Source organism: Streptomyces sp. R818, assembly GCF_056172735.1.
Map to the genome: position 1 here is coordinate 435,689 of NZ_JAOCNE010000003.1, position 20,871 is coordinate 456,559.

General features: G+C 71.1%; 17 protein-coding genes. 5 read left to right on the forward strand and 12 right to left on the reverse strand.

Translation table 11 applies throughout. The annotated features are described in order from the left end of the window. Nucleotides 1-91: 91 nt before the first annotated feature. The 9 genes from N5I75_RS07065 to N5I75_RS07105 form a co-directional block, all read right to left on the reverse strand. Complete coding sequence (locus tag N5I75_RS07065) at nucleotides 92-1,174, reverse strand: S1 family peptidase (RefSeq protein ID WP_476675434.1); 1,083 nt, start codon at nucleotides 1,172-1,174, stop codon at nucleotides 92-94. A gap of 279 nt (nucleotides 1,175-1,453) precedes the next feature. Beyond that, complete coding sequence (locus N5I75_RS07070; protein ID WP_476675435.1) at nucleotides 1,454-2,326, reverse strand: slipin family protein; 873 nt, start codon at nucleotides 2,324-2,326, stop codon at nucleotides 1,454-1,456. Nucleotides 2,327-2,518: 192 nt separating this feature from the next. Beyond that, nucleotides 2,519-3,421, reverse strand: coding sequence for a S1 family peptidase (locus tag N5I75_RS07075; protein WP_476675437.1), 903 nt, complete (start codon nucleotides 3,419-3,421; stop codon nucleotides 2,519-2,521). A gap of 410 nt (nucleotides 3,422-3,831) precedes the next feature. Further along, nucleotides 3,832-4,791 carry an LLM class flavin-dependent oxidoreductase gene (locus N5I75_RS07080; RefSeq protein ID WP_476675439.1) on the reverse strand — a complete coding sequence of 320 codons (960 nt, stop codon included), beginning with the start codon at nucleotides 4,789-4,791 and terminating at the stop codon, nucleotides 3,832-3,834. A gap of 94 nt (nucleotides 4,792-4,885) precedes the next feature. Continuing rightward, a complete protein-coding gene (locus tag N5I75_RS07085; protein WP_476675441.1) occupies nucleotides 4,886-5,857 on the reverse strand; it encodes an ABC transporter substrate-binding protein in 972 nt (323 codons plus the stop codon). Between the two features lie 43 nt (nucleotides 5,858-5,900). Next, entirely contained in the window at nucleotides 5,901-6,692 is a 792-nt protein-coding gene (locus N5I75_RS07090) for an amino acid ABC transporter ATP-binding protein (RefSeq protein ID WP_476675443.1), read from the reverse strand. Next, a complete protein-coding gene (locus N5I75_RS07095) occupies nucleotides 6,689-7,585 on the reverse strand; it encodes an amino acid ABC transporter permease (RefSeq protein WP_476675445.1) in 897 nt (298 codons plus the stop codon). Before N5I75_RS07095 ends, N5I75_RS07090 begins: the two co-directional genes overlap by 4 nt. Nucleotides 7,586-7,631: 46 nt before the next feature. After that, on the reverse strand, nucleotides 7,632-9,401 hold the full coding sequence (locus N5I75_RS07100; protein ID WP_476675447.1) for an FAD/NAD(P)-binding protein: 1,770 nt from the start codon (nucleotides 9,399-9,401) through the stop codon (nucleotides 7,632-7,634). Then, nucleotides 9,398-10,246 carry an amino acid ABC transporter permease gene (locus tag N5I75_RS07105; RefSeq protein ID WP_476675449.1) on the reverse strand — a complete coding sequence of 283 codons (849 nt, stop codon included), beginning with the start codon at nucleotides 10,244-10,246 and terminating at the stop codon, nucleotides 9,398-9,400. Before N5I75_RS07105 ends, N5I75_RS07100 begins: the two co-directional genes overlap by 4 nt. A gap of 560 nt (nucleotides 10,247-10,806) precedes the next feature. Here N5I75_RS07105 and N5I75_RS07110 point away from each other — a divergent pair. Further along, the gene (locus N5I75_RS07110; RefSeq protein WP_476675451.1) at nucleotides 10,807-11,748 is read left to right on the forward strand and encodes an ABC transporter substrate-binding protein; all 942 of its coding nucleotides are present in this window, start codon (nucleotides 10,807-10,809) and stop codon (nucleotides 11,746-11,748) included. A 21-nt stretch (nucleotides 11,749-11,769) separates the two neighbouring features. Here N5I75_RS07110 and N5I75_RS07115 read toward each other — a convergent pair whose 3' ends face one another. Beyond that, nucleotides 11,770-13,077, reverse strand: coding sequence for a DUF5685 family protein (locus tag N5I75_RS07115; protein WP_476675453.1), 1,308 nt, complete (start codon nucleotides 13,075-13,077; stop codon nucleotides 11,770-11,772). 342 nt (nucleotides 13,078-13,419) lie between these two features. Between N5I75_RS07115 and N5I75_RS07120 the strand changes: the two genes are divergently transcribed. Next, nucleotides 13,420-13,866, forward strand: coding sequence for a cell division protein SepF (locus N5I75_RS07120; protein ID WP_476675455.1), 447 nt, complete (start codon nucleotides 13,420-13,422; stop codon nucleotides 13,864-13,866). 36 nt (nucleotides 13,867-13,902) lie between these two features. Here the strand turns inward: N5I75_RS07120 and N5I75_RS07125 are convergent, their stop codons facing one another. Continuing rightward, nucleotides 13,903-15,501 (reverse strand): MFS transporter, encoded by a 1,599-nt coding sequence (locus tag N5I75_RS07125; protein ID WP_476675457.1) that lies wholly within the window; start codon nucleotides 15,499-15,501, stop codon nucleotides 13,903-13,905. Nucleotides 15,502-15,750: 249 nt separating this feature from the next. Between N5I75_RS07125 and N5I75_RS07130 the strand changes: the two genes are divergently transcribed. Beyond that, on the forward strand, nucleotides 15,751-16,884 hold the full coding sequence (locus N5I75_RS07130; protein ID WP_476675459.1) for a hypothetical protein: 1,134 nt from the start codon (nucleotides 15,751-15,753) through the stop codon (nucleotides 16,882-16,884). A 310-nt stretch (nucleotides 16,885-17,194) separates the two neighbouring features. Next, the gene (locus N5I75_RS07135; RefSeq protein WP_476675461.1) at nucleotides 17,195-18,226 is read left to right on the forward strand and encodes a phosphatase PAP2 family protein; all 1,032 of its coding nucleotides are present in this window, start codon (nucleotides 17,195-17,197) and stop codon (nucleotides 18,224-18,226) included. A 110-nt stretch (nucleotides 18,227-18,336) separates the two neighbouring features. On the opposite strand, the gene N5I75_RS07140 is transcribed toward N5I75_RS07135, so the two are convergent. Then, nucleotides 18,337-18,552, reverse strand: coding sequence for an I78 family peptidase inhibitor (locus N5I75_RS07140; RefSeq protein WP_476675463.1), 216 nt, complete (start codon nucleotides 18,550-18,552; stop codon nucleotides 18,337-18,339). A 438-nt stretch (nucleotides 18,553-18,990) separates the two neighbouring features. Between N5I75_RS07140 and ctaD the strand changes: the two genes are divergently transcribed. Next, entirely contained in the window at nucleotides 18,991-20,712 is a 1,722-nt protein-coding gene (gene ctaD, locus N5I75_RS07145) for an aa3-type cytochrome oxidase subunit I (protein WP_476675465.1), read from the forward strand. Nucleotides 20,713-20,871: the final 159 nt, after the last annotated feature.

Genomic DNA, 20,871 nt, shown 5'->3' on the forward strand with positions numbered 1-20,871 from the left:
GGCCCCACCCAACCCACGACGATGCCCCTGTGCGGCGCACGAAGCGCCCCGCCCCACGAGAATCCGGGGGCGGGGCGCAGGGCTCCGCTGGTCAGCCGATCTCCGCCCCGAAGGTGGAGAGCGCTTCCGGTACGGGCTGGAAGAACGTCTCGCCGCCCGACGTGCAGTCGCCGCTGCCGCCGGAGGTGAGGCCGAGCGCCGTGTCGCCGGCGAAGAGGGAACCGCCGCTGTCGCCCGGCTCGGCGCAGACGTCGGTCTGGATGAGGCCGGTGACGACATCGCCGTTGCCGTAGTTCACGGTGGCGTCGAGCCCGGTCACCGTGCCGTCGTGGACCTGGGTGGTGGACCCGGACCGGACCACCTGCTGACCGACGGTGGCATCGCCGGCCCGGGTGATCGCCTGCGCGGACCCGTTGTAGAGGTCGACCTCACTTGGATGGGGAACATCCGCGGTGTACTTCACGAGGCCGAAGTCGTTGCCCGGGAAGCTGGACTGTTCGTTGGTGCCGATGACCTGGCCGCTGGAGTCCGACCACGTCGAGATCGACTCGGTGCAGTGCCCCGCCGTGATGAAGTACGGCTGCCCGTCCTTGACCACGTTGAAGCCGAGGGAGCACCGCCCGCCGCCGCCGGTGATGGCGTCGCCACCGGCGATGAACTTCCTGAACTCACCCTGCGTCCGCTTGAGTTCGGCCTTGGAGCCGAGCCCCTCGACGACGCCGCTCAGCTTCTCCCAGGCCGCACCCTTGACCGTACGGTCGGCGGTGACGACGACCTTGTTGGTGGCGGGGTCGATGGCCCACGAGGTGCCGGGGATGGTCGCGTCGCTCTTCAGTGTCGCGCGGGCGCCGTCGAGCGCGGCGAGGGAGTTCTCGACGACTCTGGCCTTGGCGCCCGCGGCCTCGACGGCGTCCGCGGCGTCTCCGTTCAGCACGTTGACGACGAGGTGCTTGGCGTCGGCGTCGTAGTAGCTGCCGGCGGTATCGGTCCCGAGGGTCTCCGTCAGGGACGAGGCGAGATTTCCGGCCTTCGCGACGGAGAGGGTCCGGGGCGCCGGATCCGGCGACGGGGTACTGGCGTTCGCAGTCTGGAAGGTGATGCCCGCGGCGACCAGAGCGGCGATTCCCGCCCCGGTCACGGCGACACGCCGCTTGGATATGCGTCGGTGCTTCAACTCACGTCCTCCTGTGGGGGGTTCGGAACAGGCCCGATGTGGGGGTGGGCCGGATCCGTGAGGGGTGACGCACCCCACTATCCCGAGCGTCACACGGAGCACACAAGGTCGACTTCAGGACGCGCGTGCGGGAACTCGGGTGCGCCTTTCGTACCTTGTACGCCCCCACCACCCCACGTCGGTCCCCATTGCAAACACTCTGCGCTCGACGCGCTCGGCGGAGAGTAAGGTCTGCCCCTGTCTCAAAATCGACGGCGCAAGCCACCCCAACCCCCCGCTTCACGTGCTCCGCGGAGCGTCTCCCTCCACTCCGACGTCGCTCACGGACCGGGCGTCACGGTCCAGTTCGGTCAACTGCTGCACGGCGGCCTCCGCGGCCCGCCCGGCATCCCCGGGCGTGGCCCGCTCGAGGAACCGCAGCAGCTCCACGGGGAACGGCAGGACCAGCGTCGAGTTCTTCTCGGCGGCGACGGCCACCACGGTCTGCAGCAGGCGGAGTTGGAGCGCGGCGGGCTGGTCGGACATGACCCCGGCCGCTTCGGCGAGCTTCTTCGAGGCCTGCAGCTCGGCGTCGGCGTTGATGACGCGGGCCCGCCGCTCGCGGTCCGCCTCGGCCTGCCGGGCCATGGACCGCTTCATGGTCTCGGGGAGGGAGACGTCCTTGATCTCGACGCGGTCGATCTGCACGCCCCACCCGATGGCGGGGCTGTCGATCATCAACTCCAACCCCTGGTTGAGCTTTTCGCGGTTGGACAACAAGTCATCGAGGTCGCTCTTGCCGATGATGGAGCGCAGCGAGGTCTGCGCCATCTGCGAGACGGCGAACCGGTAGTCCTCGACCTGTACGACGGCCTCGGCCGCGTCGACGACCTTGAAGTAGATGACGGCGTCCACCCGCACCGTGACGTTGTCCCGGGTGATGCCGTCCTGCGCGGGCACGGGCATCGTGACGATCTGCATGTTGACCTTGTGGAGCCGGTCCACGAAGGGGACGATCATCGTGAACCCGGGCCCGCGCACCGCCGACCGGAGCCGGCCGAGGCGGAAGACGACCCCCCGCTCGTACTGGCGCACGACCCGCGCCGCCGCCATCCCGTACACCGCTCCGGCGCAGACCGCGGCCACTCCCGCCGCCACCAGCTCCTCGACCATCCCACGGCCCCCCTGGGTCCGAAGTGGACGCAGCAACGCACCACTTCGACGGTAACCCCGGCAGGGGGCGGGGCGGGAGAGCCGGGAATCCCGGGAAACTCGGGAAACGAGGAGAAGCCCCCGCCGGTAGAACCGGCGGGGGCTTCTCACACTGCCTGCGTCCGTGCTGGGCCCGGGGCCCGGGGCCCGGGATTAGAAGACGTGCATCCCGTAAGCGTTGAGCGCCTCGACGACCGGCTGGAAGAACGTGGTGCCGCCGGAGGAGCAGTTGCCGCTGCCGCCGGAGGTCAGGCCGTAGGCGGTGGTGCCGCCGTACAGCGGGCCGCCGGAGTCGCCGGGCTCGGCGCAGACCGTGGTCTGGATGAGGCCGGAGACGATGTCGCCGCCGCCGTAGTTCACGGTGGCGTTGAGCGCGGTGACCCGACCGCTGTGGATGCCGGTGGTGGAGCCGCGCCGGGTGACCGTGGTGCCGACGGACGGCGTGGCCGCGTTGGTGATGTCGACGCTGCCGACGGTGCCGGACTTGGTCACGGAGGTGTTGGTGTACCGCACGAGGCCGTAGTCGTTGCCCGGGAAGCTCGACCCGGCGGTGGTGCCGAGGGTCGTGGTGTGGCCCGAGTTGGACCACCAGGTACCGGCGCCGTCGGTGCAGTGCCCGGCCGTCAGGAAGTAGTCGGCACCGGCGCTGTTCTTGACGTTGAAGCCGAGCGAGCAGCGCCAGCTACTCGCATAGATGGCGTCGCCGCCGGAGATCAGCTTGTTGAACGTGCCGGGGGTGTGCTTGATCTTTATCGCCCCGGCGGTGGAGCCCGCCTCCTGCTTCATGCGGGCTATCTCGGCCTGCGAGACCGACTCGTCGACGGTGACGACGACCTGCTTGGTCGCGGGGTCGACGGCCCACGCCGTACCGGCGATGTCGGCGCTGCGCACCGCGTCGCTGGTCTGCGTGAGTTCGGTGGCACTGAAGGTCTGGGGCGCGTCGGCGGCGTGCGCGGAGGGTACGGCGAACGCTGCCGCGGCGAGGAAGCCGGTGCCCGCGGCGATCAGCCGAGTCCGTCTTACCGTGCCACTGGGGGTGGTGCGCTTGATCCTCACTGCTCGTTCCTCCCGGGGGGAAGTCGGGGGCCCGCGTGGGGTCGGGGCCCGTGAGGCGCGGCCAGGGGCAAGCGTCCGGATTCCGAACATGCCGTGCTCCTGACAAGCGCTTGCCCGGGAGTATTCGGCGCTTCAACTGATCGACTCAAGAGCGCCTTTCGGACGTACACGGGATCTCCGCATGCACGACGGGATGCCCCGACGGCTTCACTCGTACATCCCGTACGCCGTCGGGGCTCGGTCTCTTCCAGGAGACGGGCCGGGCGCCACTCAGGTTCCACCGCCCGTTCCCGCCGCCACGGGTTGGCCGGAAGTCGGCGCTCCGGATGCCGGGCGCGGACCCGGGTGCGCGCGGAAAGTGGTCCCCTCGCACGCGGTCACGACGGGGGGGGTAGTCCCCTCGTACGCGGTCATGACGGGCCTCCCGGGAGAACGGCGTACGGGCTGACGGCCCTCGCGAGCCCCAGGTGCTCCCGGAGCGTGCTGCCCGGATAGAAGGTGCGGAACAGGGCCCGGTGCTGAAGCAGCGGCACCGTCCCGTTGACCAGGCGCTCCAGGTCGCGGCGCGGATCGAGCGGCGTCAGGTGGAAGCCGTCGGCGGCGCCCGCGCGGTGCCAGTCGGTGATCAGCTCGGCGAGGTCGACGGGCCCGCCGCGGTACAGCGGGCCCTCGCTCGTGGGCAGCAGGCCGCCGCCGTGCCCCGGCTGGGCGGCGCGCTCGCCGTCGCCGAGGTCGATGCGCAGGGCGGCGAGGACGCGCAGGGTGCCGGGGTCGCGCCCGTGCCCGGCGGCGCGGCGCCGCAGCTCCTCGCGCACGGCGGCGAGCCGGTCCGGCTCGGCGACGGCGACCAGGGCGACATCGGCGTGCCGGGCGGCGACGTCGTACGCGTACGGCCGGGTCGCGTCGATCACGACGACGGGGTTGCCCTGCGGCGGGCGGGTCACGATGGACGGGCCGCGCGCGGAGAACGCACGCCCTTCGAAGTCGACGTGATCGGCGGGCGCGGCGGCGTCCCGGCGACCGGAGAGGCGTGCCTCGTGGTCGCCGCTGGAGACGTCGGGCCGCCAGCCGGCCCGGCCGCGGCTCTCCCGGTCGAGGGTGGCGACGGCGGCCTGGACGTGGAAGGGCTCGGTGTGGGTGGTGGTGACGGTCGGGACGAGGCCGATGCGCGAGGTGCGCGGGGCGATCCGGGACAGCGCGGAGAGGGCGTCGGTGCCCGGCCCGCCGAAACCGTCGTGGAGCGTGACGAAGTCGAGGGCGCCGTGCTCGGCGAGCCGGGCGAGCTGCAGATGGGGCTCGGCGTCGAAGGTGCCGGGCAGGTCGACGGCCGCGGCGAGGTGCAGCAGGCCCCGGCCCGGTTGGCTGGTCATGGCTGGTGGACCTTTCGGGGGCGTAAGACCTTTCGGGAACGGAACCCCTTTCCGGGGCGTATGCCCTTTCGGGGGCGGGAGAGGAGGCGGTGGCTCACGGCTTCGGCAGGCCCTTCGGGTTGATCTCGGACTTCGGGACGGCCTCGCTCGACAGACCCCAGCGCTTGAGGACCCGCCCGTACGAGCCGTCGGCGATCACGTGGTCCAGGGCGGCGGCGTAGGCGTCGACGAGGCCGCTGCCCTTCTTCGTCGTGGCCGCGATCTTGCCCTGCACGAGGTCGCCGGCGCCCGAGATGGAGCCGATGATCTGCGACTGCCCGGCGGAGGCCACGTGGTAGGCGGCGGACGGGTTCGGGCCGAGGTAGGCGTCGATGCGCCCGGACTGGAGCGCCAGGTAGTAGTCCGTGTCCTTCTGGAAGTACTTGATGTCGACGGGCTTCAGCCCGGCCTTCTCGTCCTGCTTGCTCCAGTCGACGAGGATCTTCTCCTGGTTGGTGCCGGAGGAGACGGCGATGGTCTTGCCCGCGACGTCCTTGGGCCCCTTGACCCGCCAGTCCGTGCCCTTCTTCGCCTCGAAGGCGATGTTGTCGAGCCGGTACGTCGCGAAGTCGTACTTCTCCTTGCGCTCCTCGGTGACGGTGACGTTGGAGAAGACGGCGTCGAACTTGCCGCTGTCGAGGCCGACGAAGAGGTTCTCCCAGCTCACCTGCTCGGACTGGAGCTTGAGGCCGAGCGTGTCGGCGACGAGGGTGGCGATGTCGATCTCGGAGCCGATCCGGGTCCTGTCGTCCGTGGCGAAGAAGCCGAGCGGTGGCGAGGCGTCGGCGCTGCCGCCGAGCCGCAGCGTGCCGCGCTCGCGGATCGCTGCGGGCACCAGGGCGGCGATCTTGGCGTCCTTCTTGCCGCGGACGCGGTTCTGGTCGGGGCCGATGTTGATGCTGCCGACCTTCTTGGTGCCGGCGCTGCCCGTGGTCGTGGCGGCGCCGCTGTCACCCCCGCAGGCGGTGAGCAGCGGGGAGAGGGCGAGCGCGGCGACGGAGGCGGCGAGAGTGCGGCGGGACAGCATGGATGTACTCCTCAAGGGTCGGTGGAACAGGGGTGAGCGGGGTTCAGAGGACCTTCGACAAGAACGCCTTGGTACGTTCCTCGCGCGGCGCGTCCAGTACGTCGCCGGGGGCGCCCTGCTCGACGATGCGGCCCTCGTCCATGAAGACGACGGTGTCGGCGACCTCGCGCGCGAAGCCGATCTCGTGCGTGACGACGATCATCGTGGTGCCCTGGTGCGCCAGGTCCTTGATGACGTCGAGGACCTCGCCGACCAGCTCCGGGTCGAGCGCGGACGTCGGCTCGTCGAACAGGAGCAGCTTCGGCTCCAGGGCGAGGGCGCGGGCGATGGCGACACGCTGCTGCTGGCCGCCCGAGAGCTGGCGCGGGTACGCGTCGGCTTTGTCGGCGAGCCCGACCCGGTCGAGGAGGGTGCGCGCGGACTCGACGGCCTGGGCGCGGGGCCGCTTGAGCGCGGCGACGGGCGCCTCGGTGACGTTCTCCAGGACCGTGAGGTGCGGGAAGAGGTTGAAGTTCTGGAAGACGAAGCCGATGTGGGTGCGCTGCTTGAGGACCTCGCGTTCGCGCAGCTCGTACAGCTTGTCGCCGGAGCGGCGGTAGCCGACGAGCGCGCCGTCGACGCTGATCCAGCCGCTGTCGACCTTCTCCAGGTGGTTGATGGTGCGCAGGAGGGTCGACTTGCCGGACCCCGAGGGGCCGAGCACGACGGTGACCTCGCCGGCCCGCACCTCCAGGTCGATGCCGCGCAGCACCTCCAGCGAGCCGAAGCTCTTGTGGACGGCCTTGATGTCGACCATGGGGACCTGGGCCTGGGCCTCGGTGGCGGGGGCGCTCATCGGGTCGTGCCTTTCGCGAAGTGGCGCTCCACGTAGTGCTGAAGTACGGAGAGCACGCTGGTCAGGAGGATGTACCAGGCGGTGGCGACCATCAGGAGCGGCACCACGCGGCCGTTGCGGCCGTAGATGACCTGCACCTGATAGAAGAGTTCGCCGATCGCCATGACGGAGACGATCGAGGTGCCCTTGAAGAGGGAGATGACCTCGTTGGCGGCGTTCGGCAGGATCGAGCGCATCGCCTGCGGCAGCACGATCCGGCGGATCTGGCGCAGGCGCGGGATGCCGAGCGCCGCCGCCGCCTCCAACTGGCCGCTGTCGACGGCCAGTACGCCGCCGCGCACGATCTCCGCCGCGTACGCCGCCTGGTGCAGGGCGAGCCCGAGGACGGCGGCGCTCATCGCGCCGACCAGGCCCATCGTGTCGAAGGAGAAGAAGCCGGGCCCGAACGGGATGCCGAACTGCAGCTCCTTGTAGAGGTAGGCCAGGTTGAACCAGAAGAGGAGCTGCACGATGAGCGGGATCGAGCGGAACGCCCAGATGTAGCCGAACGCCACGGTCTTCAGGAACCGGCTGCGGGAGAGCCGCATGAAGGCCAGCACGATGCCGAGCGCGAAGCCGAGGGCCGTGCCGTAGAACGTGAGCTGCAGGGTCGTCCAGACGGCCTTGAGGATGACGTCCGCGGTGAAGAACTCCGCGAACACCTCCCACTCCCAGCCGGCGTTGGTGACCAGGCCGTGCGCGAACTGGGCGAGCACCACGGCGGTCGCGGCGATGGCGACCCAGCGCCAGGGGTGGCGGACGGGGACGACGGTGAGCTGGGCGTAGTCGTCGGGCGGTGGCGCCGCCTTCACGCCGTGCTCGTGCTGAACGGGTGGGTCGCTGGTCAGAGACATAGGGGTACCCCAAAGCGATCAAAGGTGAGGGAAGGCCGCGGGCCGCTCAGGCGGCGCCGGCCCGACAGGACAGATCACGCAGGAACGCGAGGATCGCGCGCGCCGTGGCGTCGTTCTGCCGGAAGGACGGGCTGTTGGTCCGCGGCCGGGTGAAGCCGCCGGCGCCGCGCGCGTTGGTGTGCGGGCCGAGGGCGAAGCGGCGCGGATGGGCGCCGCCGTCGCGGTACAGGACGCGCCCGTCGTCCGGGGCGACGGCGAGCAGCCCGGCCGGGGTCGCGAGGGCCCCGTCCGCGTGCAGCTCGCGCAGGAGCCGGTCGCGGGTGCGGGTGAGCGTGGGTTGCGGCAGCCGGGCCTCGACCAGGGCGCGGGCCTCCACGACGTGGCCCGGCACGGTGGCACCGGTCGCCCGGAACACCCCGTCCTCGGCGCTGACCCGCATGTCGGCCCCGACGAACTTCACGATGCCCGCGCGGGACAGCGCGAGGAGCTGCCGAAGCCGGGGTCCGGGCGGCCCCGACGCCAGGTAGCTGAAGAAGCCGTGCCACCAGTCGCCGATGTCGCCGAGCCGCATGACCTGCCCGTACACGGAGAGCAGGCCGATGAAGACGGCGAGGTCGGGGCTGTGCGCCGGGTCGTGACGGCGGTCGAGATCGGCGGTGATGTAGGCGCGCAGTCCGGCCTGGAGGTCGTCGGAGGAGGTGTGCCGGACCCCGGCGAGGGGGTGGTCGAGGGCGTCGAGGTCGAGCCGGTCGGCGGGGTCGGGCACGGCGGAGGCGACGAGGGCGTGCAGTTCGGCGCCGAGCGGGGCGGCGGCGGCGTACTTCTCCTCGAAGTCGGTCCAGGCCATGGCGGTGCGCTCGGGGTGCGCGGTGAACAGGCGGTGGTAGTGCGCGAAGCCGAGCTCTTTGTCGATGAGGGGCCACACGTCGGTACGGAAGTCGAACCCGCCCGGTCCGGCCAGGAGTGCGTCGATCTGGGCCGGGCCGAGGAAGCGCGGCAGCGGCGGACGCTCTCCCGCCGCCGCGTCCCAGTCGTAGCCGATCTTCGAGTGGTACGGGACGCCGCGCCGCGAGCCGACGTGCAGGACGGGCTCACGGCCCGAGGGTATGTACCGGTCGCCTTCGTAGCGCCCGCCGCGCCCCTCGGTGAGGAGGACCATCAGGTCGACGAAGGCGAGCCCGAAGCCGCGTACGAGCACGTCCTGGCCCGGTGCGAGCGCGCTCAGGTCGGAGTCGGCGGTGAAGTCCGGCGGCAGATGGACAAGGCCGTGTCGCAGGGCGTACGCGCGCAACTCCCGCTGCTCGTCGTCGAGTTCGGCGTCGAGGTGGCCCTGGGTGAGGAGGACGGCGTCGCCGAGCAGCGGCCGGGTGCGGCCCTCCAGCCACACCCGCTGGCGCCCGTCGCGCGGCCCGTCGACGCGCAGGGCGCGCCGCGCGTGGTGGTGGACGACGACCCCCTCGGGCAGCGCCGCGACGGCCTTCTCGTAGACCCAGCGCAGGTACCGGCCCTGGCTGCGCCGGTCGGCGAAGACGCGGCCGTCGATGCCCGCCCACTCGTGCAGCGCGGGGCCCGGCCGCACGGGCCCGTCGACCTGCACGGTGTCGTCGGTGAACATGGTGACGTCCTGCGCCTGCGAGTTCATCCAGAGCAGCGGCGACTGCTCGCGGCGCCAGATGCGTCCGGCGCCCGGCGGGTAGGGGTCGACGAGGTGGACGTCGAGGAGCACGTCCGGGGTGTGGGCGGCGATGCGCTCCAGGATGCCGGTCGCCCGGGGCCCCGCGCCCACGACGACCAGGGACTGCCGCACCGCGCTCATCGGGTCGTCCCGCGCGCGTAGTGCCGCTCGATGGAGTACTGGCCGGCGCTGAGCAGCGAGGTGACCACGATGTACCAGATGGTGGCGACGAGGAGCAGCGGGATGACCTGGTAGGTGCGGTGGTAGACGAGCTGCACCGAGTACAGGAGGTCCTGCACGGCGATGACGCTGACGATCGAGGTGCCCTTGAGGGTGCCGATCAGCATGTTCCCGGCCGGCGGCACGATGGAGCGCATGGCCTGCGGCAGCACGATCCGCCGCCAGCGCCGCGAGCGGCTGAGCCCGAGCGCCTGGGCGGCCTCGATCTGGCCGCGGTCGACGGAGAGGATGCCGCCGCGCACGACCTCGGCGGCGTACGCGGCCTCGTGCAGGGTGAGCCCGATGATGGCGACGGTGACGGGGCCGAACAGGTCGACGGTCTTCACGCCGAGGAGCGTCGGGTACAGGGCGCCGATGTTGAACCAGAACAGCAGCTGCACGAGGATCGGCATGGACCGGAACAGCCACACGTAGCCCCAACTCACGGCGCGCAATACGGGGTTGGCGGACAGCCGCATGATGGCGAGCAGCGTGCCGAAGGCGAAGCCGAGCGCCATGACGAGCGCGGTCAGCCACAGCGTGAGCCCGAGCCCGCGCAGCACGGACGACGAGGTGAAGTACTCCCCCACGACGTCCCACTGGAAGGCCTCGTTGCGCAGGACCGAGTTGACGGCGAGGCCGAGCAGGACGAGGACGAGGGCGGCGGCCGCCCACTGACCGGGACGGCGGCGCGCAACGATGCGCGGTGCGGTGGCGGCGGCCGGCGGGGCCGAGGGCGGGACTTTGGCGAGCGTGTCCGATGACATGAGAAGGCTCCGTGGGACCGGACGTCCTCGGACGGCCGGCCTGGTCTTGCCTTCGACACTGCGTGCGCACGGGAACGGCACCGGAGCCCCTCAGCAGCGGTACCGCCCCTGAGAGTACGGGGCGTCGCGCGCGCCCTGTCAAGGGTGTCCACAGTATGAGCCGTACGTCTCATGTGAGTTGACGCCGAAACGGATGCCTGTTCCACTTGGCGCATGCATCCGCAGCCATGGCTGGTCACGCGCTCCCACATCGACTTCGGTCGAGTGTGGTCCGCGTCCTGTTGATGCCCTTCTGACGCCCTGACGGTGTTCTGACGTCTCGGCGTACCGACGCTTCCCGTACGCGTCGGCTTTCTTTTTTCCCGGCACCCCGCGACCGCGTGCCCGCGTCGTCGCGCGCCCCGCCCCACCCCCTGTTCACGCGTCCCGGTACGCGCGCTTTCGCGTACCCGCCCGCGCCTTCACCCTGCTGCGCCTCCCCTCCCCTCGCGTATCCGTCCGTTGCGCCGTCCTGTTGTGCCGTCCTGTTGTGCCGTCATCGAAGGGCAGAACCCCACGCCATGCGCTCCACCACCCTGACCTCCACGTTCGCGCTGATCACCGTCGCCGCGCTGGGTCTCACCGCCTGCGGCTCCGGCGACGGCGGCGGCGGCGCGGAGACCGCCGCCGCCAAGAACGCCGAGATCCCCACGACGGACGTGGTCTCGGGCCTCGCGAGAGATCCCGCGGCGGCGGGACTGCTGCCCGCCGACGTCCGGAAGAGCGGCAGTCTCAAGATCGCCGTGACCGTCGGCGGCAACCCGCCCGGCTCGACGTACCTGCCCGACGGGAAGACGATCGTCGGCCAGGACATCGACTTCGGGAACGCCGTCGCGAAGGTGCTCGGCATCAGGCTCGACCAGGAGGTCGCCGGCTTCGAGGCGATCCTGCCCGCCCTCGGCAGCGGCAAGTACGACCTCGGCACCGGCAACTTCGGCGTCACGGACGAGCGCCGCAAGACGATCGACTTCGTCACCTACATCAATGACGGCCAGGGTTTCGCCGTCCGCAAGGACAGCGACCTGAAGAAGGTCACCGACCTGAAGCAGCTGTGCGGCCTGAACGTGGCGACGGGCGCGGGCACCACCTTCGAGGCGACCCTGGAGGAGAACAGGAAGGCCTGCTCGGCCGCGGGCGAGAAGCCGTACGACGTGAAGACGTACTCCGAGCCGAGCGCGGTCTGGTCCTCGCTCCAGCAGGGCCGCTCCGACGTGGTGATGAGCACGATCAACGGTCTGCGGTACGCCGTGAAGCAGCAGGAGGGGCTGAAGTTCCTCAACGAGTTCCACCGCCTGGACGTGGGCTTCGCGTTCAAGAAGGGGACTCCCCTGGCCCCGGCGTTCCAGGCGGCGGTGAACAAGCTGATCGCGGACGGCACCTACGACAAGATCCTGAAGAAGTGGGGCACGACCCCGTCGGGCATCGACACGTCCAGGATCTCTCCGCCGGAGATCAAGGACTGACCCTGCCGGGCCCGGGCCCCCTCAGCCGCAGTCGCAGCACGAGCAGCATTCGCAACAGTCACAGCAGTTGCAGCAGTCGCAGGCGTCGCAGCAGTCACCGCAGTCGCAGTCCCGGCAGACGCCCTCGCGCTTCTTCCGGGACCACGGCCCCTCGTACTCCTCCGCGCAGCACAGCTGACATGTGCAGCACAGTCCGATGGCGACGGCGCACCCGACGAGCAGGCCGCGCTTGCCCGGAGGCTTGAGGGGCCCGTCCGGGCCACCGGACCCGCCCGGCCCGCCGAACCCGCCCGGCCCGCCGGGGGGCTGGGAGGGCCCGCCGCCATAGGGGTTGTACGAGGTGTACGCCCCCGAACCGGCCGGCGCGTAGGGGCCGCCCGCCCCGGCCGGGACCCGGCCGTCCGGGGTGCCGCCCTGCTGGGGTGTGGAGGCGGTGGCGGCGTGCGCGCCGTGCCCGGTGGCGCACGCCTCCGTCCCGAAGGCCCGGTCCACCGAGCGCTTCAGCTCGTGCGCGAGCAGCAGGTGGGCCAGTTTCCCGTCGGCGAAGTCGACCTCGCGCAGTGTGCGCCGGATGCGGTGCACGGCGTCGTCGGCGAGCCCGCGCGCCTCGACGAGCCCGGTCCCGGTGGCGGTGAGCGGGTTCCAGGCACCGGCGGCGGCGTCGGCGGCGCGGTCCTCGACGGCGTCCAGGAGGTGCGCGAGCCGGCCGAACATGCGGCCCACCGCGGCGAGCGGCTCGGCGTTGTGCGGGCGGCCCGCGAGGTGCGCGGTGTGGGCGAACGCGGCGCCGGTCGCGGTCTCGGTCGGCTCGGTCACCTCCGGCACGGCGGTGCCGGGCCCGGCGAGGGCCTCGATCCCGGCCTGCCGTTCGACGGCGTCGACGAGGACGGCGGTGTCGAACCCTATGGCGGATCCGCTGCGGGCCCCGGCCTTCCCCCAGCTCGCGGCGACCCTCTTCGCGGCGGCGGCCACGGGCTTGCGGGCGAACATGCCGTCCCGGTCCTCGACATGGTCGCGGACCTTCGCCGAGGCGAGGACGAGGGAGACGGCGGCGGCGAGGCGTGCGCCCTCGCCCTGGGCGACGGAGGCGGTGCGCATCCCGCGCAGGGGGCAGGGCCCGGCCCGCCTGCGGCCGTCGCCCACGGTCGCGGCCCCGGTCTGAGCCTCCGTCAGTACGGAGACGAGCAGACCATCATAGTTGGTGACGATCCGGGCGAACTGCCCGTGGTCGCGGCGCAGCGCCAGGCAGAGCCCGCACAGATGCGCCATCCACTGGGTCTTCAGCCCCTCGCCGAGCCGATGACTGCAAGGCCGGACAATTCCGAACAAGACGTCTCCCCCGTACGTCGGATGATGGCCCGTCAACAAGCGAGAACGCGGTGTCAACTCGCAAGGACCGGGTACGTCCGATCGTACCGAGCGATCACGACACCCTTTCGTTCACCCGTACGCACCCGAGATCACCCGAACGCCGCGAAGGATCATATTTCATGCCCAGTCAGCACCCTTGACTCGCACAACCCTTGAAAACCTTGGGACAACCCCGTGTTGACTGTGCACCAGTACCGTCACGAAAACCCCGCGCGGCGACTATCCACTTGGCGCGGCATCAGCATCATGGACGACCATAGGGATACAGACGCAGAGGAACCGCTGTGAGAGGAGGCGTCCATGGGATCGGTGCGTAAGGCAAGTGCCTGGCTTGGCCTCGTCGACGACAACGATGACGAGCGTTACTACGACGACGACTACGACGAGGGCCCCGAGCCCGCCGCGAGCGCAGCCGCCTGGGTGACGGACCCGCGTGTGAAGGTCGCGTCGGAGGAGGCCCAGGAGGAGGGGCGCCGCATCGGCACCGTGACGCCGGACAGCTTCCGGGACGCGCGGCGGATCGGCGAGATGTTCCGGGACGGCACTCCGGTCATCATGAACCTGACGGCGATGGAGCCGTCCGACGCCAAGCGCGTCGTCGACTTCGCGGCGGGCCTCATCTTCGGTCTGCGCGGCTCGATCGACCGCGTGGCCACCCGGGTCTTCCTGCTCACCCCGGCCGACACCCAGATCGTGTCGGGCCGTGAGTCCCGTACCCAGCCGGATGGTTTCTTCAACCAGAGCTGACAGCCGGAGCCGACAGCCCAGCAGCAGAGCCGCCGGTCAGGCGACCGGCGCTTCCGCGCGGGGTGCGAGCTCCTCGTCCGCAGGGGTCTCACAGTCCATGCGGCGCGGGAGCCGGAGCGCCGCGCCCGCCCCCACCAGCAGCAGCACCGCACTGACCACCAGGGTCACGTGCAGGCCGTGCACGAACGAGCTGCGTGCCGCCTCGCGCAGGGCGGTCCCCGCCCCGCCGCCGAGCCGCGCGGCGATCTGGTACGCCTCCCCCAGCGAATGCCCGGCCGCCCCGCTCGCCACCCCGGAGACGCCCGTGACGTGGGTGAGCCCGGGGGCGTACGCCGCGTTCATCACCGAACCGAGCAGCGCGATGCCCATGCCCGCGCCGAGCTGGTAGGACGTCTCGCCGATGGCGGCGGCGCCGCCCGCGTCGTCGGCCGGGGCCTCGGTGAGCATCGACTCGTAGGCGCCGAACAGCGTGGACTGGAAGCCGAAGCCGAGCAGGACGAACCCGGCGCCGAGCAGCCACGGCCGGTCGTGCTCGCCCATCAGGCAGAGCAGCAGGACGGCGCAGGCGGTGAGGGCGAAGCCGCAGCTGACCATGGTGCGCGGGCCGAACTTGCGCAGTATCTGGGAGCCGAGGACGCCCGCGACCATCGCCGCGAAGGTCAGCGGCAGCATCCGCAGGCCGGTCTCCAGCGGCGTCATCTCCAGGACGAGCTGCAGATACTGCACCGCGATCAGTTCGAGCCCGACCAGGGCCAGCATCGCGATGACTATGCAGCCGACCGAGGTGGAGAACGCGGCGCGGGAGAACAGCCGCATGTCGATCAGCGGGTGCTCGCGCCTGCGCTGGCGGCGGACGAAGAGGACGAGGAGCGCGAGGCCCGCGAGGAAGGGCAGGACGGCGCCCGCGTCGAGCAGGTCGCGGTCGATGCCGAGTTCCTTGATGCCGTAGACGACACCGAGGACGCCGAGCGCGGCGAGCAGCGCGCCGAACAGGTCCCAGGGTCCGTCCGCGCGGCCCTTGGACTCGGGGACGAGGATGCGGCACAGCGGCAGCATGACCGCCATCAGCGGGATGTTGATGAGGAAGACCGAGCCCCACCAGTAGTGCTCGACGAGAAAACCGCCGAGGACGGGTCCTGTGGCGGCGCCGATCGCGGCGACCGCCGTCCACACGCCTATGGCCACGGCCCGCTCGCGCCGGTCGGGGAAGACGTCCCGCACGATCGACAGCGTCGCGGGCATGATCATCGCCCCGCCTATGCCGAGCAGGGCGCGGGCCAGTATCAGCACCTGCGCGCTGTCGGCGAGGACGGCGAGCGCGGAGGCGGCGCCGAACAGGCCGTAGCCGAGCAGCAGGATCCGTCTGCGGCCGACGCGGTCGCCGAGGGTGCCGAAGAGGATGAGGAGCGAGGCGCAGATCAGCGGATAGGCGTCGCCGATCCACAGGAGCTCGACGGAGGTGGGCCGCAGGTCCTCGGTGACCGAGGGCAGGGCCACGTACAGGATGGTCGAGTCGAGGGCCACCAGGAGCAGGCTCGTGCACAGGACGACGAGGACGACCCAGCGGTTCGCGCGGCCTCCGAGGGCGGCGAGGCGATCTTGCAGCCGCCCGGCGGCCGTGCTCGTCCCGGACATGTGCGTACCTCCCAGTGAATCCTCGTGTCCGGCGGATCCGCGGGCCGGGGATGCCCGTGGTCTTCGGCTCGGGAGGAGCGGTTCTCCCGGCCCCGCGACGGAAGGCGAGTGAGCCGTCAGCGTACGCGAGTTCAGGCCACGTACACGTGGCGGACCTCTCATGGAGCCCGTCGTCCCGTGTGGCGTGCGCCACTGGGGCGGCGGGGGCGGCGCACGGGTCCCCGGGGCACGGCGTCGATAATCGGGGCCGTGAACGACGTCGATCAGCACGACCCTCCCACTCTGCGCAGAGCGCTGCCCGCCCTGCTCGGCTATGCGGGGGTACGCGCGCTCGGCCTGCTCGCGCTCGCCCTGTGGAGCGCCGCCGAGGGCAAGAGCCCGCACACCTTGCTGAGCGCGCGCTGGGACTCGCTCTGGTACACGCGGGTCGCCGGGGACGGGTACGGCTGGTCGGTGACGCTGCCGGACGGCAGTGTCCACTCCAATCTGGCATTCTTCCCGCTCCTGCCCTGGCTGGAACGTGCCGGGGCCGCGATCAGCCCCCTCTCCCCCGCCGACGCGGGTCTGGTGGTGAGCTGGCTCGCCTCGCTCGCGGCGGCCTGGGGGATCTTCGCGGTCGGCTCACATCTGTACGGGCGCCGGGCCGGTGTCTGTCTGGCGGTGCTGTGGGGCGCGCTGCCGGTCGGGATCGTCGCGTCGATGGCGTACAGCGAGGCCCTGTTCACCGCGCTCGCGGCCTGGGGTCTTTACGCGGTCCTGCGGCGGCACTGGGTGAGCGCGGGCCTGCTCGCCTCGCTCGCGGGTCTGACCCGGCCGATCGGCGCGGCGGTCGTGGCGGCGGTCTGGGTGGCGGCTGCGCTGCGGATCGCCCGTGAGCGCGGCGCGTCCTGGCGCATGGTGCTCGGCGTGCTGCTCGCCCCGGTGGGCGCGGCGGCGTACGTGCTGTGGGTCGGGCACCGCACGGGCGGCGGCCTCTTCGGCTACCTCGACGTGCAGGGGCAGTGGGGGAACGGGTTCGACGGGGGCGCCGCCTTCGCCCGCTTCGTCGCCGACAAGTTCACGTCACCGCTGGGCGCGCTCGCCGGCCTCGGCCTGATCGTCGGCGTGGCCCTGGTGGTGTGGCTTTACGTGGCGGGGGTGCGGCAGCGCCAGCCGGTGCCGCTGCTCGTGTTCACCGGAGTCGTCGTCCTGCTTGCCCTGTGTGCTTCGGGGTACTTCGGATCGAAGCCGCGTCTGCTGCTGCCCGCGTTCCCGCTGCTCCTGCCGATCGCGGTGGCCGTGGCCCGGTGGCGTACCAGCAGGTCGGCGTGGTTGCTCGGCGGGCTCGCGCTGGTCTCGGCGGTCTACGGGGCGTTCTGGCTGAACGGGTCGGGGCCCCCTTGATCCGGCCCGACCGGTCCCGGCCGGGACCGGTCGGGTCCCGACCGGCCGCGACCGGACCGGGCCGACCTTGATCGACTTCGACCGGCCCGATGAGCGGACGGAGAATTCCGTGCCAGCACGCGGTGAACGCATTCATAAGCGCGCGACAAGGAGATCCGGAAAACGATCGCCGCATTCACGCGGACTTCCGGCCCCCGTTACCGGATTACCCGGAATAAGGGGAGCCCTGAGATCAATCCCACATCACATCGTCATCACAAAGCCACTGTTCCGTGCTGGTCGGCAGCGCGTCCGCTGTAGCGTCGATTGGGTGCGTACCGAACGAAACCTGACCCGCCGCCTCGAGCGGGTCTTCGCGAGACTCGACCGTGAGCCCGAACGGCCGGGCAACCTGGTCATGCCCAGGATGAGCCGGCACCGCGTCGTGCTCCTCGGTCTGACCCTCGCCTTCTACCTCGCGATCGTGGTCGCCGTCCTGACCACGTCGTGGCTGGTCGCCTTCGACTGGCAGGTCATGTTCTTCCGGCCCTACCAGCAGTGGCCGGAGATCCACGCCTTCCTGGACTACTGGGTCGTCCTCGGCCAGCGCGGGCCGACCGCCGTCATGGTGATGGCCTGGCTGGGCTGGCGCGCCTGGCGGCAGCACACCCTGCGCCCGCTCCTGATGTTCGGAGCCGCGCTGCTGCTGCTCAACGCCACGGTGGGCGCCGCCAAGTACGGCATGGGCCGCGCGGGCCCGCACTACGCCACCGTCATCGGCTCGAACGAGATGTGGAAGAACGGCGATATATTTCCTTCGGGACACACCGCGAACGCGGTGGTGACCTGGGGGATCCTGGCCTATCTGGCCTCCACGCCGCGCGCCCGCCGCTGGCTCTCCGCACTCTCCGCCGTGATCTCCCTGAGCGTCGGCCTGACCACCGTCTACCTCGGTACGCACTGGCTGAGTGACGTCCTTCTCGGCTGGGCCGCCGGTCTGCTCATCCTGCTCGCGCTGCCCTGGTGCGAGCCGCTCGTCACCCGCGCCGAGGCGCTGATCCTCTCGCTGCGCGACCGCGGCCGCGCCCGCCGCGCCGGTGTCGGCGCCGCCGCGCCGCAGCCCGCCGCGTCGCCCGCGATGGCCGTGCGGCCCGCCGCAGCACCGGCCGCCGCGCCCGCCGAGGACGCGGCCCGCGCGCGCGAGCCGGTCTCCGCCGCGCGTCCAGGCGCCCGCCCCTCCGCCCTGCTCGCGCCGGGTCCGCACACCCCGCGCGGCGAGCGCACGCCACCGGCCGCGAGCAGACGCCCGGCGGCGGTGCGCGGCACCGCGCGGACGGCCACGACGGACCCGCAGCGGGCCTGACGGGCGCGCCGCCAAGAACCGCGGGCACGGTACGCACAACCCGCCCGCACAGACGAAGGGCCCGGAACCGCACAGGTTCCGGGCCCTTCGCCGTGGGTCGGCGCCGGGGGTCAGCCCTTCCAGCAGCGGGTCACTCTGCCGTCCGTGACCTCGAAGTTCAGGCGTCCCGCGCGGTACTCCATCGTGATGATCGCCCCCGGCGGCACCTGCCGCACGGTCGACCAGCCCCGGCCGCGCGCCCGCCGCTCGGCGGGTTCGGCGTCGAGTCCGACGTAGGCGTCCGGGGTGTCCTGGGGCTCTGCGGGCGGGGTCGGGATGGGTGCCATACGGCCACCGTATGCGGTGTGCGCGGGCGACGCCAGGGCCGGCCCGACGAGCCGCCGACGAGCCCCGAACGGCCTTGTACGGTCACGCTTTCGTCACAAGATCACGACGGTTGTTTTGGTCGAACTCTCTCACACGATCGGGCGGTTCCTTACTTCTCATACTGTTCTCATCCGCGCACCCCAGGCCCCCGCGCTCGGAATTCCGGAAGGCGTCCGGATTCCGCCGGAGCGCACCCCTGCCCTTCGCCGGGAGCCCCGCGCGCAATTCCCCGCGCATTCCGAATGCGGTGCGGTTCCGGGCGAGTTGAGATCGTCCGGGAAATGCCTGTCCGTGCCACAAAGAGGTGTACGCACCCTGTCGCGGCGGGGGCGGCGCGAGCATCATGGCGTGAGTTCGGCAAGCAGGCCCGGGGCGCGTGGGCAGCGAGGGGGCAAGCGATGGGAACGACCGGTGTGCAGGCCGGTACCGAGGCGGCGGCACGGCCGCGGGAGCGGCAGCCGGGCCGGGTGGCCGTGGAGTGGCTGACCACCACCGACCACAAGAAGATCGGCCACCTCTACCTCGTCACGTCGTTCGTCTTCTTCCTCATCGGCGGCCTGATGGCATTGGTGATGCGGGCCGAGCTGGCCCGTCCCGGCCTGCAGATCGTCTCCAGCGAGGAGTACAACCAGCTCTTCACGATGCACGGCACGATCATGCTGCTGCTCTTCGCGACGCCGACGTTCGCCGGGTTCGCCAACGAGATCATGCCGTTGCAGATCGGCTCGCCCGACGTGGCGTTCCCGCGTCTGAACATGCTCTCGTACTGGTTCTTCCTCTTCGGCGGGCTGATCGTGCTCGCCTCGCTGGTGGTGCCGGGCGGGGCGGCGGACTTCGGCTGGTTCGCCTACGCGCCGCTGAACAGCCTGACGCGCTCCCCCGGCATCGGCGCCGACATGTGGATCATGGGGCTCGCGCTCGCCGGTTTCGGCACGATCCTCGGCTCGGTGAACTTCCTGACCACGATCATCGGGATGCGGGCGCCCGGCATGACAATGTTCCGGATGCCGATCTTCACGTGGAACACGCTGTTCACGTCGATCCTCGTGCTGCTCGCGTTCCCGGTCCTCGCGGCCGCGCTGCTCTGCCTGGAGGCGGACCGGCGGTTCGGCTCGGTGGTCTTCGAGGCGCAGTACGGCGGCGCGCTGCTCTGGCAGCACCTGTTCTGGTTCTTCGGCCATCCCGAGGTCTACATCATCGCGCTGCCGTTCTTCGGGATCGTCAGCGAGATCCTGCCGGTCTTCAGCCGCAAGCCGATCTGGGGCTACACGATGCTGGTCGGCGCGACCATGGCCATCACGGGCCTGTCGGTGGTCGTGTGGGCGCACCACATGTTCACGACGGGCGGGGTGCTGCTGCCGTTCTTCTCGTTCATGACGTTCCTGATCGCCGTGCCGACGGGCGTGAAGTTCTTCAACTGGATCGGCACGATGCTCAAGGGGTCCCTGTCCTTCGAGACGCCGATGCTGTGGTCGTGCGGGTTCCTCGTCACGTTCCTGTTCGGCGGCCTGACCGGGGTCATCCTGGCGTCGCCGCCGATGGACTTCCACGTCTCGGACACGTACTTCGTCGTGGCGCACTTCCACTACGTGGTCTTCGGGACGGTCGCCTTCGCCACGTTCGCCGGGTTCTACTTCTGGTGGCCGAAGCTGACGGGCAGGATGCTCGACGAGCGGCTCGGGAAGATCCACTTCTGGACGCTGTTCGTCGGCTTCCACACGACGTTCCTGGTCCAGCACTGGCTGGGCGCGGAGGGCATGCCGCGCCGGTACGCGGACTACCTGGCCGCCGACGGGTTCACGGCCCTCAACACGCTGTCGTCGATCGGCGCGTTCCTCGTCGGCCTGTCGACGCTGCCGTTCCTCTACAACATCTGGCGGACGGCGAAGTACGGGGTGAAGGTGGAGGTCGACGACCCGTGGGGGTACGGCCGCTCCCTGGAGTGGGCGACGTCGTGCCCGCCGCCCCGGCACAACTTCACGACACTGCCGAGGATCCGCTCGGAATCCCCGGCGTTCGATCTGCACCATCCGGAGTTCGCTGCCTTCGCCGCGCACTCCGGCTCCGACTCCGGGCCCGACACCCACAACCCGGACACCGAGGCCCACGTGGGCGACTGAGAGCCTTCTTCACGAAGGCTCAGGTCCCCGCGTGCACCTCGATCGCGAGGTCGTTGTCGCCCGTGTAGTACGGCTCGGCGGTCAGCTCACGGCCGCCGGCCGCCACCTTCACCGCGGGGTACGCGAAGATCGGCTTCTTGTCGGCGATGTCGTCCAGGA